The organism is Pseudomonas fragi, from assembly GCF_900105835.1.
Lineage (GTDB): Bacteria > Pseudomonadota > Gammaproteobacteria > Pseudomonadales > Pseudomonadaceae > Aquipseudomonas > Aquipseudomonas fragi.
The window spans coordinates 1,415,824-1,433,308 of record NZ_LT629783.1 but is presented as its reverse complement, the minus strand read 5'-3'; the positions used below and the strand labels follow the sequence as shown (position 1 = coordinate 1,433,308).

The window sequence follows — 17,485 nt, the reverse complement described above, 5'->3', positions numbered from 1 at the left end:
ATGCGTATTTCAACTTCGCAGTTTTTTGAATCGACCAGCGCCACCTACCAGAACAACTTCTCGTCGGTGATCAAGACCCAGGGCCAGATCGACTCCGGCGTGCGCATCCAGACCGCCGCCGATGACCCGGTCGGCGCGGCGCGCCTGCTGCAACTGCAACAGCAAAAAGACATGCTGGGCCAGTACAGCACCAATATGAACAGCATCAAATCGTCCCTGGGCGCCCAGGAAGCGGTGCTCGACAGCATCAACAACTCATTGCAAAAGGCCAGTGAGCTGGCCCTGGGCGCAGGCAGCGGTAAAAGCGATGCCGATCGCCTGGCCATTGCCAACGAACTGGGCAGTATTGAAGAGCAGGTGTTCAGCCTGCTCAACAGCAAGGACGCTGCGGGCAACTACATGTTCTCCGGCTCCAAAACCGACACACCGCCTTACACTCGCAACAATGACGGCACCTACAGCTATCAGGGTGACGATACCCAGCTTAACCTGAAGGTTTCCGACACCCTGACCCTGGCCAGCAGCGATACGGCCAGAAGCATCATGGAAGGCGCGACCAATACCGGGCGTACCCAGGCGACTTTTGTGCCCGGCGTGGATGCCAATGGCGAGCCGACCGTCAATGACGGCAAGCTCTCGGTGTCTGCCGGCCTGGTTACGTCAAGCGCGGTGTTCAACAAGAGCTTCGCCGAAGGCCAGCCCTATACGCTGAAATTCAGCAGCAGCACCCAGTACACCCTGACTGACCGCGACGGCAACGACCTGACCTCGCAGGTGGCGGGTAATGGCGTGTTCGACCCGATCAAGGACGGTTCGCAGAGCATCAGCCTGCGTGGCGTTTCGTTCGACATTACCCCCAACCTCAAGGATATCCCGGCGGCGGATCGCGATGCGGCAGTGGCGGGGCGTACCTTCACCCTGGAGGCCAAGGCCGACACCATCAATACCTCGCGCACGCCGAGCAACGGCTCGACGGCGCAGATTACCAATTCCACGGTGACCGACGCCCAGGCCTATGGCGACAGCTTTCCGAGCAATGGCGCGGTGATCAAATTTACCAGCGCCACCGAGTACGAGGTGTATGCCCAGCCGCTGAGCGCCGACAGCAAGTCGATTGCCCAGGGCACTGTTGACGGCGGTGCGCTCGGGATCAAGTTCGACTTCGCTGGAGCACCGCAGGCGGGCGACCAGTTTGTCGTCAACCGCAACAACCACCAGAGCCAGAACGCGCTGGACACCATCAGCCAGCTGCGCAAGGCGCTGGAGATCCCTAGCGACAAAGACCCGCTGGCCCAGCAAACGCAAAAGGACGCGATCAACGCCGCGATCGGCAACCTGAAAAACGCCAGTGCCGGCGTCGACAGCGCCCGGGGCTCGATTGGTGCGCGTTTGAAGGCGGTGGATATCCAGGCCGATGAAAATATCAGCCTGGGCCTGGCCAACGACTCCACCACGGCGGCGATTGGCAACACCGACATGGCGGGGGCGTCCATTGAACTGGCGTTCCAGAAAGCCATGCTTGAAGCCTCGCAACTGGCGTTCGTGAAAATCTCCCAGCTGAGCCTGTTCAACCAGCTCTAAACAGCGGTGCAGGGGGGCTAATGTGGGAGCGGGCTGCCCGCGATGCAGGCGACACGGTATGCCGGTAATACCGTGTTGCTGCCATCGCGGGCAAGCCCGCTCCCACAAAATCGCCTTTCTGGCTGTAATGTTTTGTATAAAACCGCACAAAATAGCGTGACCTATGAGTCATAACGCGCATCTTCACTGTATCGTGTGAAACGTACGGGCGGGTGCCGGGCCTTTTTCAGGCTGTTTTGTTTATTGTTATGCACCCATATTCGTCGCATTCCTGCGCGATAAAGCCCTTTTATTGTCAGCGCCCCTCGGTTGTGCGAGCGGGTGATCTCCAGCTATTTAGTATTGGGAAGCCACAATGATTGGCATTAAAAGCATCGCCAGTTACTTGCCAGCAAGCGGTGTAGACAACTACGCGCAAGGCGCGAAGTTCTCCAAAGACGAAGAATTCATCCTGGGCAAGATCGGCTCGGCCTTTCTGCCGCGCAAAGATGCTGACCAGGAAACCTCGGACCTGTGTGTTGAAGCCGTCAACGCACTGTTTAGCAACAATCCGCAGCTTAAACGCGAATCCATCGACGCGTTGATCGTTGTCACCCAGAACGGCGACGCCGAAGGTCTGCCGCACACGGCGGCCATCGTCCAGGACAAGCTCGGCCTGCCGACCCACGTTGCCGCCTTTGATATCTCCCTGGGCTGCTCGGGCTATGTCTACGGCATCTACGCGATGAAAGGCTTTATGGAAGCCGCGGGCCTGAAAAACGGCTTGCTGGTGACGGCCGACCCGTACTCGAAAATCGTCGACCCGGAAGACCGCAACACCACCATGCTCTTTGGTGACGCGGCCACCGCTACCTGGATGGGCGAAGACGCTCCCTGGCAGCTGGGCAAGGCCAAGTTCGGCACCGACGGTTCCGGTGCCCCGCATCTGAAAGTCAGTGATGGCGTGTTCTTTATGAATGGCCGCCAGGTGTTCAACTTCGCGCTGCTTAAAGTGCCTGCGCACTTGAACGAGCTGCTGGAAGAGTCGGAGCTGACCTCCAAGGACATCGACGCGTTCTGCATCCACCAGGGCAGTGCGGCCATCGTTGATGCCGTGGCCCGCCGTTTTGAAGGCGAGCCGGAGAAATTTATCAAGGATATGGTCGAGACCGGCAATACCGTGTCGTCGAGCATTCCGCTGCTGCTGGAAAAGCATGTGATGGACGCCACCTGGAAGCGCGTGGCGCTGAGCGGTTTTGGTGTGGGCCTGTCGTGGGGCTCGGCGATTATCTATCGTCCATAAGCTTCAAGCCGAAACATCAAACGCCCGTGGCCGCAAAGCCATGGGCGTTTTGCTTTCTGGCAGGGCTGATTGAATCTGTGGGAGCGGGCTTGCTCGCGATGGCATCACCCTGGTTTGCCTGAAGCACCGCGCCGCCCGAATCGCGAGCAAGCCCGCTCCCACACTGGGGGGGGCGGCAGCTCATCGCATCGCTAACCCCCTGAATTACAAGGCATGGCCCGCTTGCCTGCAAAAAAAATCAAAATAACCCTCAAGCAACCGACATTCACGACGATAACCATTACGAAGGTTCTCTAGGCCACACCCGGCGGTTGCCAGGGCCGGAAGCCGCAGTATTCATCCAATGAGGATTTCGTCATGGCTTTATCAGTAAACACTAACGTCACGTCCCAGACCGTTCAGAAGAACCTGAACAAAGCCGGCGACTCGTTGAGCACCTCGATGACCCGTCTGTCTTCCGGCCTGAAAATCAACAGCGCCAAAGACGACGCTGCCGGCATGCAGATCGCCAACCGTCTGACTTCCCAAGTTAAAGGCATGACCGTTGCCATCGCCAACGCCAACAACGGCTCGTCGATTGCACAGACGGCTGAAGGCGCGATGCAAGAGTCGACCAACATTCTGCAACGTTTGCGTGAACTGGCCCTGCAGTCTGCGAACGGTGATAAAAGCGCTGATGACCGTGCGTCCCTGCAACAAGAATTCACAGCGAAAGTCGGTGAACTGACCCGTATTTCGTCTACCACCACCTTCGGTGGTCGTAACCTGCTGGACGGCTCGTTCCAGAACCAGTCGTTCCAGGTCGGTGCTGATGCCAACCAGACCATCTCGTTCGGTATGAGCGATATCAGTGCTACTGGTTTGAAGGGTTCTTATGGTGAGGCGAGTGCCGCAGGTGGCGTGAGCACGCTGTCTGCAAACGTTGTTGGTGGTGCGAACGATGCTGCGACATTCAAGGCGACAGGTGCGGCGGCCTTTGCTGCTGTAGATGATCAAACCTTAACGATCAATGGAACAGATATTGCCATTGCTAAAGATTCGAAAATTGCAGACGCGGTTGCTGAAATCAACAAGCAAACCTCTAAGACGGGCGTAACAGCATCGGCTGATGCTGCTACTGGAACTAAGTTGACCCTGTCTTCCGCTTCTGATTTTACTGCAGTGGGTTCTGCTGCTTCTGATGCGGGTTTCGTTGCTGCAGCCACACCAGCAAAAAATCTGTTGGACGCCGGTGAGATTCAAGTTAACGGTGTCAAGGTTACTATTGCCGCTGGTTCTCTTGAGAATGCAGCTGCAGCAATTACTAAAGCAAATACTGACTCTAAAACAGGCGTAAACGCCTCGGTTAAAGATGGTCGCCTGGTTCTGACTTCGGAGAAGGGGCAGGCTATCAATCTTGCGGATAGCACAGGTACTGGTGGTCCAGGTTCGCTTTCCAAACTGGGCCTGACAGCAGGCAGTACTCAAGCCAAGCTGACCAATGATACTTCCGTATCGTTCAATGGCGTAGAAGTGAAGTTCAAGAAAGGCGATTCGATGGACACCATCGTTTCTTCGATCAACAGCGCAAGCACTGGGGTAACTGCCAGCAAAAATGCTGACAACACGCTGAAGTTGTTCTCCACCAAGGACATCACCATTGCTGACGGCAGTGCAGGTACTGGCCTAGCTTCGTTGGGTCTGACGGATACGGCTAAAATCACTACAGCCAACACAGTCGAAACCACCGTCTCTGACCTGAGCGTGTTGACTGCCGAAGGCGCTCAACAAACCATCCAGGCCTTGACTGGCGCCATCCAGCAGATCGACACTCAGCGTTCCGCACTGGGTGCTGTACAAAACCGTTTCGACAGCACCGTTTCCAACCTGCAAAGCATCTCCGAGAACTCGACTGCTGCACGTGGTCGCGTTCAGGACACTGACTTCGCATCGGAAGCTGCCGAGCTGACCAAGCAACAAACCCTGCAACAGGCCGCTACCGCGATCCTGTCCCAGGCTAACCAGCTGCCATCCGCTGTGATGAAACTGCTGCAGTAATTTCAGCGCTTAGTTGATAACGGAAGGGCGCGTTTACGTGCCCTTTCGTTTTTTCAGTGTTGAGGTGACGAAATGGACATAAGCATCAAGCTGAATCCCGTTTACCCGAGCGCCACCGGATCACCCGGTCCCGTACCCGCGCCGGTTGCAACCCCTCAAGCAGTCGCGGCCCCGGCCCCGTCGACAGGCATGCCGCCTGAGCGCGCGGAACTGGAAAAGGCCGTCAGTGACATTCAAGAATTCGCACAGTCCAACCAACGCAAGCTGGACTTTTCAATTGATGACACCACCGGTGTGATGGTGGTCAAGGTGATCGCCGCCGACAGCGGTGAGGTCATTCGCCAGCTACCTTCAGAGGTGGCCTTGAAGCTGGCGCAAAATTTGGCTGATCCCCACAGCCTGCTTTTTCAGGGTAAAGCCTGAACGTGGCATGAATTGTGATGCTGTCTGCTTCCTCGGCCTTGCTCGTCAAAAAAGCGTAAGCCCATAAAGCGGCAGCCCGGATAAGGAGAATACAGATGGCCAGTTCAACGATTACCGGTGTTGGTTCGGGTTTTGACACCATCGGGATTGTGAAAGCCTTGGTTGATGCTGAAAAAGCACCCAAGCAAAGCCAGATTACCGCGCAACAAAAAGACACTACCATTCAGTTGTCCGCAGTGGGTACGGTAAAAGCGTCGCTCGAAACCTATCGTGCAGCCATTGCCAAGCTCAACAGCGTTTCCAGTTTCAACGGTCTGGCCGCTACGTCGTCAGACGAAAAAATTTCCAAAGTCACCATTGATGACAAAGCCTCCACCGGCACCTATGCGCTGGACGTGAGCAAGTTGGCGACCTCGTCAAAAATCACCAGTAAGGTGTTTGAGGGTGGTACTTCCTCGGTCGTAAACTCGGGCACTGAGCCTACGACCCTGACCATCTCGCAGTCCGGCTCTGACTACAATGTCTCTATCCCCGCAGGCGCAACCCTTCAGCAGACACGTGAAGCGATCAACACGCAGTTGCAGTCCAAGGGCATAAGCGCCAACGTTTTGACCGACGCCAATGGTTCGCGTCTGGTAATTGGCTCGCAGACCACGGGTAAGGGTACCGATATCACCATCAGCGGTGATTCAGAGCTGTCGACTGGCTACGACGCCGGTAAAGCGCCGGTGAATGCGGAATACACCATCGATGGCATCGCCATGGAGTCGTCGAGCAACAAGGTCACTTCCGCCATCAGTGGTGTGACCCTGGAGCTGATTGATACCAAAGCGTCCACCATCACCGTGGCTTCTAATACGGCAACGCTGAAAACCTCGGTGCAGTCGTTTGTCAGTGCCTACAACGCGCTGTTGACCAGTATCAACACGCAAACCAAGGTCACGGCCACCGGTGACTCGGCAACCACCACCTCGGGCGCCCTGACCGGCGACGCGTCGATGCGTCAACTGGTCAGCGGTATTCGTAACGAGCTGCTGCAAAACTCTGGCTCGTCGAGTATGGGCAACTTGTCCCAGATGGGTATCAGTACCGATCAAAAAACCGGGTTGCTGACGCTGGATGACAAGCAGTGGGATGCAGCAGTTGCCAAGCCCAATGGCGCAACTGAAATTGCCAAGGCATTCACTGGTGATACCGGGCTGGTGGCGCGTATGACCAAGGCGACCGATAGCTACGTCGGCACTACGGGTCTGCTGGCCAGTCGCGTGACTGACTTGAATACCAAGCTGACTGACCTTACGACGCAGCAAGCGGATCTGGATCGACGCATGGATAGTCTGAAAACTTCGCTGACTTCCAAGTACACCGCCATGGACACCCTGATCGCCAAGATCAACGCCAGCAGCTCCAGCATCATGACCACGCTCAACTCGCTGAATAACCCTAAAACCAGCTGATGTCGGCCCTTTGCGCGGCTAAAGCTTGCGCCGCGCCGGTCGATATAAGCATCAAGAACCAGTCATTTTTGCCTGACACCGTTATGAGGTAGAAACATGAACCCGATGCGCGCCCTTCGTCAGTATCAGAAGGTTAATTCCCACGCTCAAATCTCCGAAGCCAGCCCCCACCGTCTGATTCAGATGCTGATGGAAGGCGGTCTGGACCGCATGGCCCAGGCCAAGGGCGCGATGAGCCGTGGCGATATCCCGCAGAAGGCCATGTTGATTACCAAGGCCATCGATATCATCACCGGCTTGCGTCAGGGCCTGGATGAAGAAAAGACCGACGACAAGGCGGCGCTGGAGCAACTGGACAGCCTGTACGAGTACATGGCCGTGCGTCTGACCCTGGCCAATGCCAAGAACGACCCGGAAATCATCGATGAAGTGGCGCGCCTGCTGATCACTGTAAAAAGTGGTTGGGATGCCATCGCCCCGCAATAAGCCAGAGGAGTGCGTCATGAGCCAACTGCAACGTATTCAGGAAACCCGCGAAGCGCTGATTGATGCCCTGGCCGAGCGCAACTGGGATGCCATCGGCGAGCTGGACTCGGCCTGCCGCGTGTGTGTCGAGAATGTGCTGGACGAAGCACCGCTGGATGAGGCGGTGTTGCGCGAAAATCTGGAGGGGTTGCTGGTGGTGTATCGCATGCTGCTGGAGGCCGCGACCAACGAGCGCCAGTCGGTCGTTGAGCAGATGGGGCAGATCAACCAAGCAAAAAATGCGTCAAAGGTTTACCATCTATTCGGTTAAGGCCTAAAGAATATGTGGTTAATTGCGTTTTAAACCGCCATAAATTTGACTCGGCACAGTTTTTTGACTTAACTAGCACGTTATTCTGTATTCAGTCGTCTTAGATATCCAACAGGGTTAGGACGTCTACATATGTCCTGCCATCCGGGGCATTGAGTTGACTAGGGAAGTTGCTATTGCATGTGGCGTGAAACCAAAATTCTGCTGATCGATGACGATAGCGTCCGCCGCCGTGATCTGGCGGTGATCCTGAATTTTCTTGGCGAAGAAAATTTGACCAGCCCTAGTCACGAGTGGGAGCAGGCTGTCAGCGCCTTGCCGTCCAGTCGTGAAGTGCTCTGTGTGCTTGTGGGCACCGTGAGCACTGCGGGTGGCCTTTCAGGACTGCTTAAGACACTGGCCGCGTGGGATGAGTTCCTGCCGATCATGCTTTTAGGTGAAGTTTCTGCCCTCGACCTGCCTGAAGACCAGCGCCGCCGGGTATTGTCCAGCCTCGAAATGCCCCCCAGCTACAGCAAACTGCTTGATTCCCTGCACCGTGCCCAGGTCTATCGCGAGATGTACGACCAGGCCCGCGAGCGCGGCCGTCATCGTGAGCCCAATCTGTTTCGCAGCCTGGTCGGTACCAGCCGGGCGATCCAGCATGTGCGCCAGATGATGCAGCAAGTGGCCGATACCGATGCCAGTGTGCTGATCCTCGGCGAGTCCGGCACCGGCAAGGAAGTGGTGGCGCGCAATCTGCATTACCACTCCAAGCGCCGTGACGCGCCGTTTGTGCCGGTCAACTGCGGGGCGATTCCTGCCGAGCTGCTGGAAAGCGAGCTGTTTGGTCATGAGAAGGGCGCCTTTACCGGGGCCATCACCAGCCGCGCCGGGCGTTTTGAGCTGGCCAATGGCGGTACGCTGTTCCTCGATGAAATCGGCGATATGCCCCTGCCGATGCAGGTCAAACTGCTGCGTGTATTGCAGGAGCGGACCTTTGAGCGTGTGGGCAGCAACAAGACCCAGTGCGCCGATGTGCGGATCATTGCCGCGACCCACAAAAACCTCGAAAGCATGATTGAAGTCGGCGCCTTCCGCGAAGACTTGTACTACCGCCTCAACGTGTTCCCGATTGAAATGGCGCCACTGCGTGAGCGGGTCGAAGATATTCCGTTGCTGATGAACGAGCTGATTTCGCGCATGGAGCACGAAAAACGCGGTTCGATCCGCTTCAACTCGGCTGCCATCATGTCGTTGTGCCGTCATGCATGGCCGGGCAACGTCCGCGAGCTGGCCAACCTGGTGGAGCGCATGGCGATCATGCATCCATACGGGGTGATTGGCGTGGTTGAGCTGCCGAAAAAATTCCGCTACGTCGACGACGAAGACGAGCAACTGGTCGACAGCCTGCGCAGTGATATGGAAGAGCGCGTGGCCATTAATAGCGCCACTACCGACTTCGTGGCCAGCGCCAACGCGATGCTGCCGCCCGAAGGCCTGGACCTCAAGGACTACCTGGGCGGGCTGGAGCAGGGTTTGATCCAGCAAGCGCTGGACGACGCCAATGGCATCGTTGCGCGTGCGGCAGAGCGCCTGCGGATTCGCCGTACCACCCTGGTCGAAAAAATGCGCAAGTACGGCATGAGCCGTCGCGAAGGTGAAGATCAGGCGGATGATTGACGCGTGACTCTGTGGGAGCGGGCTTGCTCGCGATAGCATCGCCGCGATCTGCCTGACAGGCCGCGTCGCTTCTATCGCAGGCAAGCCAGCTCCCACAACCGTACGGCGCTCACGCTGTCCAGGTTTTACCCGCGCATCCTTGCGGGGCAGGCAGTGTTGTGTATTCAGGCACGGGTATTGCTTCGCTTGGTTTAACGGACTGTTTTATGACGGTCAGCCAAGCGAGTACGCCCCATGCCTCAAGCCGCCGTCCAGTTGTCCTCGGCCCCCGATCCCTACAGCCTGCTGCAAGCCCGTGTCTCGGAGTTGACCGGCGAGCTGGCGGTGGTCAGTGCGCAGCGCATGGCCGAGCTTGCCGAGAAAGAACGGCTGGCCAATCGCCTGCAACACCTGCTGGATCTGCTGCCTGGCGGGATTATCGTTATTGATGATCGTGGCCGCGTGCGCGAGGCCAACCCCGCAGCCTGCGAGCTGCTGGGCCTGCCCCTGGAGGGTGAGTTGTGGCGTCATGTGATCGCCCGCTGCTTTGCCCCACGCGAAGATGATGGCCATGAAGTGTCTCTCAAGGACGGCCGGCGCCTGTCAATTGCCACCCGCTCGCTGGGCGCCGAACCCGGGCAACTGGTGTCGCTCAATGACCTGACAGAAACCCGGCGCCTGCAAGATCAGCTGGCCCGCCATGAACGTCTGTCGTCCCTGGGGCGTATGGTCGCTTCCCTGGCTCACCAGATTCGTACACCTTTGTCAGCCGCGCTGATCTACGCCAGCCATTTGACCGAGCAAGCCCTGCCGGTGGAAACCCAGCAGCGTTTTGCCGGGCGCCTCAAGGAGCGCCTGCACGAGCTGGAGCATCAGGTGCGCGACATGCTGGTATTTGCTCGTGGCGAACTGCCACTGGGCGACCGGGTCACCCCCAAAGTACTGATGCAAGCCCTGCAAGCCGCTGCGCAAACCCATGTGCAAGGTGTGTCGATCCGCTGGCAGTGTGATGCCTACGCGGGGCAGTTGCTGTGCAATCGCGACACCCTGGTCGGCGCGCTGCTCAATCTGATCGAAAACGCCCTGCAGGCCGGCACGCCGCAGGTACGGCTCAAGGTGCACCTGTATCGCCGCGATAACCGCCTCAGGTTGTGTATCAGCGACAACGGCAGTGGCATTGAGCCGCAAGTGCTGGCGCGTCTAGGCGAGCCTTTTTTCACCACCAAGGCCACCGGTACCGGTCTGGGCCTGGCGGTGGTCAATGCCGTGGTGCGTGCGCACCAGGGGCAATTGCAATTACGTTCGCGGCTGGGGCGTGGCACCTGTGCCTTGCTCAGCTTGCCGCTGATTCCCGTTGTCGCGGAGGCAAACTGATGGTGATGCGAATTAACGTGCTGTTGGTCGAGGACGACCATGCGTTGCGCGAGGCCCTGGCAGACACGCTGCTGCTGGCCGGTCACGGTTTTCGCGCCGTCAGCTCGGGGGAGGAAGCCCTGGTCGCGGTCAGCGCCGAGCCTTTTAGCCTGGTGATCAGTGATGTCAACATGCCGGGTATCGATGGCCATCAACTGCTTGCGCGCCTGCGCGCCAGCCAGCCGCAATTGCCGGTGTTGCTGATGACGGCCCACGGCGCTGTGGAGCGTGCGGTGGATGCCATGCGTGAAGGGGCGGTGGATTATCTGGTCAAGCCGTTCGAGCCCAAGGCCCTGCTTGATCTGGTGGCCCGCCATGCTCTGGGCAGTCTCGGCGTGGCCGACAGTGAAGGTCCGGTGGCGGTCGAGCCGGCCAGTGCGCAGTTGCTGGAGCTGGCCGCGCGGGTGGCGCGCAGTGATGCCACGGTGCTGATCTCGGGCGAGTCGGGCACCGGCAAAGAGGTGTTGGCCCGCTATATCCACCAGCACTCCCATCGTGTTGACCAGCCGTTCGTGGCGATCAACTGCGCGGCGATCCCTGACAACATGCTCGAAGCCACCCTGTTCGGTCATGAAAAGGGCGCCTTTACCGGTGCCATTGCCGCCCAGGCCGGCAAGTTCGAACAGGCCGATGGCGGCACCTTGCTGCTGGATGAAATTTCCGAAATGCCCTTGGGTTTGCAGGCCAAGCTGCTGCGCGTATTGCAAGAGCGCGAAGTGGAGCGGGTGGGCGGGCGCAAGCCGGTAGCCTTGGATATCCGCGTGGTCGCCACCACCAACCGTGATCTGGCCGGGGAAGTGGCGGCGGGGCGTTTTCGCGAAGACCTGTACTACCGCCTTTCGGTATTCCCCCTGGCCTGGCGCCCGCTGCGCGAGCGCACCGCCGATATCCTGCCGCTGGCAGAGCGCTTGCTGGCCAAATACATCAGCAAAATGAAGCACACTGCGGTAGGGTTCTCGCCCGATGCCAAGGCGTGCCTGAGTGCTTACCCTTGGCCGGGCAATGTGCGTGAACTGGACAATGCGATTCAGCGGGCGTTGATTTTGCAGCAGCGCGGTTTGATTGAGGCGGCAGATTTTTGCCTGGCCGGGCCTGTGGCTTGCGCGCCTTTGCCGCCGTTGACGCGCTCAGAGCCGTTGGTGGTGGAGGCTATGGAGTCGGCCGGGGCTTTGGGCGATGATCTGCGCCGGCGTGAATTCCAGATGATTATCGACACCTTGCGTGCCGAGCGCGGGCGGCGAAAAGAGGCTTCCGAGCGTCTGGGCATCAGCCCGCGTACCTTGCGCTACAAGCTGGCGCAAATGCGCGATGCGGGGATGGATGTAGAGGCTTATTTGTTTGCTGCAACCTGATTTTCCCTCACTCCACCCTTGTGGGAGCGGGCTTGCCCGCGATGGCATCACCGCGCAGCGCCTGATTCACTGCGTCGATTAAATCGCGGGCAAGCCCGCTCCCACAAGGGCAGGTGTTATCCTTGTCTGCGACGTTTTGTAACGGTAATTGTTATAAAACGGCCATGAGCTGGCACCCTTGTTGCTACACCTCAATATGCGCTGTGAAAGTGTCAAAAAAATGCGGGTCGTCGGAGGCACTGGTCCATGAGCCAAGGTATTGAATTTAATCGATTGATGTTGGACATGCGGGCTATGCAGATGGACGCCATGGCACAACCGAAATCGGCTGTGCAGGCCGCTCCCGAAGCAGGTGCCAGCAGTTTCTCCGACATGCTCGGCAATGCGATCAACAAGGTCAGCGAAACCCAGCAGGCCTCGAGCCAGCTATCCAACGCGTTCGAGATCGGCAAAAGCGGGGTCGACCTGACTGACGTGATGATCGCTTCGCAGAAGGCCAGCGTTTCTTTCCAGGCCTTGACCCAGGTACGTAACAAGCTGGTTCAGGCTTACCAAGACATCATGCAGATGCCGGTTTAAGGGCGATATCAAGTCATGGCAGATGCACTCCCGGATAATGTTCCGGCCAAGGCAGGCGGCGGCAAACCGCTGTTTGGCCTGACCTTCCTCGACAACCTGGGCGATATGACCATGCTGCGTCAGGTCGGCCTGATGGTCGGCCTGGCGGCGAGCGTAGCGATCGGCTTTGCCGTGGTGCTGTGGTCCCAGCAACCCGATTACCGGCCGCTGTACGGCAGCCTGGCCGGTATGGATGCCAAGCAGGTCATGGAAACCCTGGCCGCCGCCGACATTGCCTACACCGTCGAGCCCAACTCCGGCGCCTTGCTGGTCAAGGCAGATGATGTCTCCCGTGCCCGCCTCAAGCTGGCCGCTGCTGGCGTAACCCCTACCGACGGCAATATCGGTTTCGAGATTCTCGACAAGGACCAGGGCCTGGGTACCAGCCAGTTCATGGAAGCCACACGCTATCGTCGTGGCCTTGAAGGCGAACTGGCGCGGACCATTTCCAGCCTCAACAACGTCAAGGGTGCCCGGGTGCATCTGGCCATCCCGAAAAGCTCGGTATTCGTACGCGATGAACGCAAGCCCAGCGCTTCGGTACTGGTCGAGCTGTACGCGGGGCGTTCGCTGGAGCCGGGGCAGGTGCTGGCCATCGTCAATCTGGTGGCCACCAGCGTGCCTGAGCTGAGCAAGTCGCAGATCACCGTGGTCGACCAAAAAGGCAATCTGCTGTCGGACCAGGGTGAAAACTCCGAGCTGACCATGGCCGGTAAACAGTTCGACTACAGCCGCCGCATGGAAGGCATGCTCACCCAGCGCGTGCACAATATCCTGCAGCCGGTGCTGGGCAATGATCGCTACAAGGCCGAAGTGTCGGCCGATGTGGATTTCAGCGCGGTCGAGTCCACCTCCGAGCAGTTCAACCCCGATCAACCGGCGCTGCGCAGCGAGCAATCGACCAGCGAGCAGCGTACCGCCAGCAACGGCCCGCAAGGTGTACCCGGGGCCCTGAGCAATCAGCCACCGAGCCCGGCCAGTGCGCCGCAGCAAACCGGACAGGGTGCTGCGGGCGGCGCGGGCATGATCCAGCCGGGCCAGCCGTTGCTCGATGCCAATGGCCAGCAAATCATGGATCCGGGTACCGGCCAGCCGATGCTGGCGCCGTACCCGGCCGACAAGCGTTCGCAATCGACCCGCAACTTTGAGCTGGACCGCTCCATCAGCCACACCAAGCAGCAGCAGGGCAGGGTCAATCGCCTGTCGGTGGCGGTGGTGATCGACGACAAGATCAACGTCAACCCGGCCAACGGTGAAATAACCCAGGTGCCGTGGACCACCGATCAACTGGCGCGCTTTACCCGTCTGGTGCAGGACGCCGTGGGCTTCGATGCCAGCCGTGGCGACAGCGTCAGCGTGATCAACGTGCCGTTCTCCACCGAGCGCGGTGAAGTGATCGCCGATATCCCGTTCTATTCCCAGCCCTGGTTCTGGGATGTGGTCAAGCAAGTACTCGGCGTGCTGTTTATCCTGGTGCTGGTGTTTGGCGTGCTGCGCCCGGTGCTCAACAACATCACCGGCCACGGGCGCAACAAGCAGGTGGCCGGTATTGGCAGCGATGGCGAACTGGGTGGCCTGGGCGGTCTGGATGGCGAACTGGCCAATGACCGTGTCAGCCTCAGCGGCCCGCAAAGCATCATGTTGCCAAGCCCGAGCGAAGGTTATGACGCGCAGTTGAATGCAATCAAGAGTCTGGTCGCAGAAGATCCGGGCCGTGTAGCCCAGGTAGTAAAAGAGTGGATCAATGCCGATGAGTGATAACCGCGCCGCCGCCAATGCCAAGTTGACCCGGGTCGACAAGGCCGCCATTTTGCTCCTGTCGCTGGGCGAGTCCGATGCCGCCCAGGTACTGCGCCATATGGGGCCCAAGGAGGTCCAGCGGGTAGGTGTGGCGATGGCGCAAATGCGCAACGTGCACCGCGAGCAGGTTGAGCAGGTGATGAGCGAGTTCGTCGAGATTGTCGGCGACCAGACCAGCCTCGGTGTGGGCTCCGATAGCTACATCCGCAAAATGCTCACCTCGGCTCTGGGCGAAGACAAGGCCAATGGCCTGATCGACCGTATCCTGCTGGGCGGCAACACCAGTGGCCTGGACAGCCTCAAGTGGATGGAGCCGCGTGCCGTGGCCGACGTGATCCGCTTCGAGCACCCGCAAATCCAGGCCATTGTGGTGGCTTACCTTGACCCCGATCAGGCGGGTGAAGTACTTGGCCACTTTGACCAGAAAGCCCGTCTGGACATCATCCTGCGGGTCTCGTCGCTCAATACCGTGCAACCGGCGGCGCTCAAGGAACTCAACCAGATTCTTGAGAAACAGTTCTCCGGCAACTCCAATGCGGCGCGTACCTCCCTGGGTGGTGTGAAGCGGGCGGCCGATATCATGAACTTCCTCGACAGCTCGATGGAAGCGCAGTTGATGGACTCGATCCGCGATATCGACGAAGACCTCTCGGGGCAGATCGAAGACCTTATGTTCGTGTTCAACAACCTGGCCGATGTCGACGACCGCGGCATCCAGGCGTTGCTCCGTGAAGTGTCCTCCGACGTCCTGGTGCTGGCGCTCAAGGGCTCCGACGAGAACGTGCAGGAAAAGATCTTCAAGAACATGTCCAAGCGTGCCGCCGAGCTGCTGCGCGACGACCTGGAAGCCAAAGGCCCGGTGCGCGTCAGCGATGTCGAGACCGCGCAGAAAGAAATCCTCACCATCGCCCGCCGTATGGCCGAAGCCGGAGAAATTGCTCTCGGCGGGAAGGGCGGCGAAGAGATGATCTAAGTGAGCAGCGGCGAATCCCCCGGTGATGTGATCCGCGCCAAGGATGTCGGTGCTTTCGATGTATGGGGCCTGCCCAGCTTCGATCCGTGGCGCGAACCCGAGGCAGAGCCCGAACCCGAGCCAGTTGAAGAACTGCCCGAGATGGAAGAAGTGCCGCTGGATGAAGTCCAGCCGCTAACCCTCGAAGAGCTCGAAAGCATCCGTCAGGAGGCTTACAACGAAGGCTTCGCCACCGGTGAAAAAGAAGGTTTTCACAGCACTCAGCTCAAGGTTCGCCAGGAAGCTGAAGTGGCTCTCAATGCCAAGGTCGCCAGCCTTGAGCGGTTGATGAGCAGTCTGCTGGCGCCGCTGGCCGAGCAGGACCAGCAGCTTGAAAAAGCCATGGTCGGGCTGGTCGAGCACATGACCCGGCAAGTGATCCAGCGCGAGCTGAAAACCGACTCCACGCAGATCGAGCAGGTGCTGCGCGAAGGGTTGAAGCTGTTGCCGATGGGCGCCGAGAATATCCGCCTGTTTATCAACCCGCAGGACTTTGACCAGATCAAGGCCTTGCGCGAGCGGCATGACGAAAACTGGCGAATTGTCGAAGACGACAGCCTGCAACCAGGTGGTTGCCGGATTGAGACCGAACACAGCCGCATCGATGCCAGCATCGAAACCCGGATCAAGCAGGCCATGAGCCAGTTGCTCGATCAGCTCCACGAACAGGCCCTGCACCCGGCGGCGCCTGATATGGACATCGATCTCGATGCACCTTAAGCGCACCAGCTTTGCCAAGCGCTTGAGCACCTATGCCCCGGCCGTGTCATTGCCTGTGCAACCGGTGGTCGAGGGCCGTTTGCTGCGCATGGTTGGCCTCACCCTGGAAGCCGAAGGCCTGCGCGCTGCCATGGGCAGCCGCTGCATGGTGATCAACGACGACAGCTTTCACCCCGTCGAAGTCGAAGCCGAGGTGATGGGCTTTAGTGGCAGTAAAATTTTCCTGATGCCTGTAGGCAGTGTCGCCGGCATTGCGCCGGGCGCCCGAGTGGTGCCGCTGGCCGATAATGGTCGCCTGCCAATGGGCATGAGCATGCTCGGCCGGGTGCTCGACGGCGCCGGCCGTGCGCTGGACGGCAAGGGCCCGATGAAGGCCGAGGACTGGGTGCCGATGGACGGCCCCACCATCAACCCGCTCAAGCGCGACCCCATCAGTGTGCCGCTGGACGTGGGCATTCGCAGCATCAACGGTTTGTTGACGGTGGGTCGCGGTCAGCGTCTGGGTCTGTTTGCCGGTACCGGCGTGGGCAAGAGTGTGCTGCTGGGCATGATGACCCGCTTTACCGAAGCCGACATTATCGTGGTGGGCCTGATCGGCGAGCGGGGCCGTGAGGTCAAGGAATTTATCGAGCATATCCTCGGCGCCGAAGGCATCAAGCGTTCGGTGGTGGTGGCATCGCCTGCCGATGATGCGCCGCTGATGCGTTTACGCGCGGCCATGTACTGCACGCGGATTGCCGAATATTTTCGCGACAAGGGCAAGAACGTCCTGTTGCTGATGGACTCTCTGACCCGTTTCGCCCAGGCCCAGCGGGAAATCGCCCTGGCCATTGGCGAGCCGCCCGCGACCAAGGGCTATCCGCCGTCGGTGTTTGCCAAGCTGCCCAAGCTGGTGGAGCGCGCCGGTAATGCCGAGGCTGGCGGCGGTTCGATCACCGCCTTTTACACCGTGCTGTCAGAGGGCGATGACCAGCAGGACCCGATTGCTGACTCGGCGCGGGGCGTGCTCGACGGGCATATCGTGTTGTCCCGCCGATTGGCCGAAGAGGGCCATTACCCGGCCATTGATATTGAAGCGTCCATCAGTCGGGTCATGCCGTCGGTGGTCAGCGTCGAGCACATGCGCCGCGCCCAGCAGTTCAAACAGCTGTGGTCGCGCTTCCAGCAAGCTCGGGACCTGATCAGCGTGGGCGCCTATGTGCCGGGGGGTGACCGCGAAACCGACACCGCCATTGCCCTGCAACCGGCGATGGTGGCGTATCTGCGCCAGGGGCTGAACGACAATATCAGCCTGGCCGAAAGCGGTGGCCATCTGGGCACTCTTTTCGCGCCGGCAGCGGGAGGCTAATCGAG

15 protein-coding genes are annotated in these 17,485 nt (G+C 59.3%); all 15 read left to right on the top strand.

Annotated features, from left to right (window positions below; translation table 11 throughout):
• Positions 1 to 1,581: a flagellar hook-associated protein 3 gene (locus BLU25_RS06540; RefSeq protein WP_016781586.1), complete on the top strand. Its 1,581-nt coding sequence runs from the start codon at positions 1 to 3 to the stop codon at positions 1,579 to 1,581.
• A 355-nt stretch (positions 1,582 to 1,936) separates the two neighbouring features.
• Positions 1,937 to 2,863: a ketoacyl-ACP synthase III gene (locus BLU25_RS06535; RefSeq protein ID WP_016781585.1), complete on the top strand. Its 927-nt coding sequence runs from the start codon at positions 1,937 to 1,939 to the stop codon at positions 2,861 to 2,863.
• A 357-nt stretch (positions 2,864 to 3,220) separates the two neighbouring features.
• Positions 3,221 to 4,900 (top strand): flagellin N-terminal helical domain-containing protein, encoded by a 1,680-nt coding sequence (locus BLU25_RS06530; protein ID WP_016781584.1) that lies wholly within the window; start codon positions 3,221 to 3,223, stop codon positions 4,898 to 4,900.
• A 72-nt stretch (positions 4,901 to 4,972) separates the two neighbouring features.
• Complete coding sequence (locus tag BLU25_RS06525; RefSeq protein WP_029611500.1) at positions 4,973 to 5,323, top strand: flagellar protein FlaG; 351 nt, start codon at positions 4,973 to 4,975, stop codon at positions 5,321 to 5,323.
• 95 nt (positions 5,324 to 5,418) lie between these two features.
• On the top strand, positions 5,419 to 6,780 hold the full coding sequence (gene fliD / locus BLU25_RS06520; protein ID WP_016781582.1) for a flagellar filament capping protein FliD: 1,362 nt from the start codon (positions 5,419 to 5,421) through the stop codon (positions 6,778 to 6,780).
• A gap of 96 nt (positions 6,781 to 6,876) precedes the next feature.
• Entirely contained in the window at positions 6,877 to 7,266 is a 390-nt protein-coding gene (fliS, locus tag BLU25_RS06515; RefSeq protein WP_016781581.1) for a flagellar export chaperone FliS, read from the top strand.
• Between the two features lie 16 nt (positions 7,267 to 7,282).
• Positions 7,283 to 7,576 carry a hypothetical protein gene (locus BLU25_RS06510; protein ID WP_016781580.1) on the top strand — a complete coding sequence of 98 codons (294 nt, stop codon included), beginning with the start codon at positions 7,283 to 7,285 and terminating at the stop codon, positions 7,574 to 7,576.
• Positions 7,577 to 7,756: 180 nt separating this feature from the next.
• Positions 7,757 to 9,238, top strand: coding sequence for a sigma-54 dependent transcriptional regulator (locus BLU25_RS06505; RefSeq protein ID WP_016781579.1), 1,482 nt, complete (start codon positions 7,757 to 7,759; stop codon positions 9,236 to 9,238).
• Between the two features lie 234 nt (positions 9,239 to 9,472).
• Positions 9,473 to 10,591, top strand: coding sequence for a sensor histidine kinase (locus BLU25_RS06500; protein WP_016781578.1), 1,119 nt, complete (start codon positions 9,473 to 9,475; stop codon positions 10,589 to 10,591).
• Between the two features lie 5 nt (positions 10,592 to 10,596).
• On the top strand, positions 10,597 to 11,982 hold the full coding sequence (locus tag BLU25_RS06495; protein ID WP_083369861.1) for a sigma-54-dependent transcriptional regulator: 1,386 nt from the start codon (positions 10,597 to 10,599) through the stop codon (positions 11,980 to 11,982).
• Between the two features lie 246 nt (positions 11,983 to 12,228).
• Positions 12,229 to 12,561: a flagellar hook-basal body complex protein FliE gene (fliE, locus tag BLU25_RS06490; RefSeq protein WP_016781577.1), complete on the top strand. Its 333-nt coding sequence runs from the start codon at positions 12,229 to 12,231 to the stop codon at positions 12,559 to 12,561.
• Positions 12,562 to 12,576: 15 nt separating this feature from the next.
• Positions 12,577 to 14,358 (top strand): flagellar basal-body MS-ring/collar protein FliF, encoded by a 1,782-nt coding sequence (gene fliF, locus BLU25_RS06485; RefSeq protein ID WP_083369565.1) that lies wholly within the window; start codon positions 12,577 to 12,579, stop codon positions 14,356 to 14,358.
• A complete protein-coding gene (fliG, locus tag BLU25_RS06480; RefSeq protein WP_083369860.1) occupies positions 14,351 to 15,373 on the top strand; it encodes a flagellar motor switch protein FliG in 1,023 nt (340 codons plus the stop codon). The genes fliF and fliG overlap by 8 nt, the downstream gene beginning before the upstream one ends.
• A complete protein-coding gene (gene fliH, locus BLU25_RS06475; protein WP_016781575.1) occupies positions 15,374 to 16,132 on the top strand; it encodes a flagellar assembly protein FliH in 759 nt (252 codons plus the stop codon).
• Entirely contained in the window at positions 16,122 to 17,480 is a 1,359-nt protein-coding gene (gene fliI / locus BLU25_RS06470) for a flagellar protein export ATPase FliI (RefSeq protein WP_016781574.1), read from the top strand. Before fliH ends, fliI begins: the two co-directional genes overlap by 11 nt.
• Positions 17,481 to 17,485 lie beyond the last annotated feature (5 nt).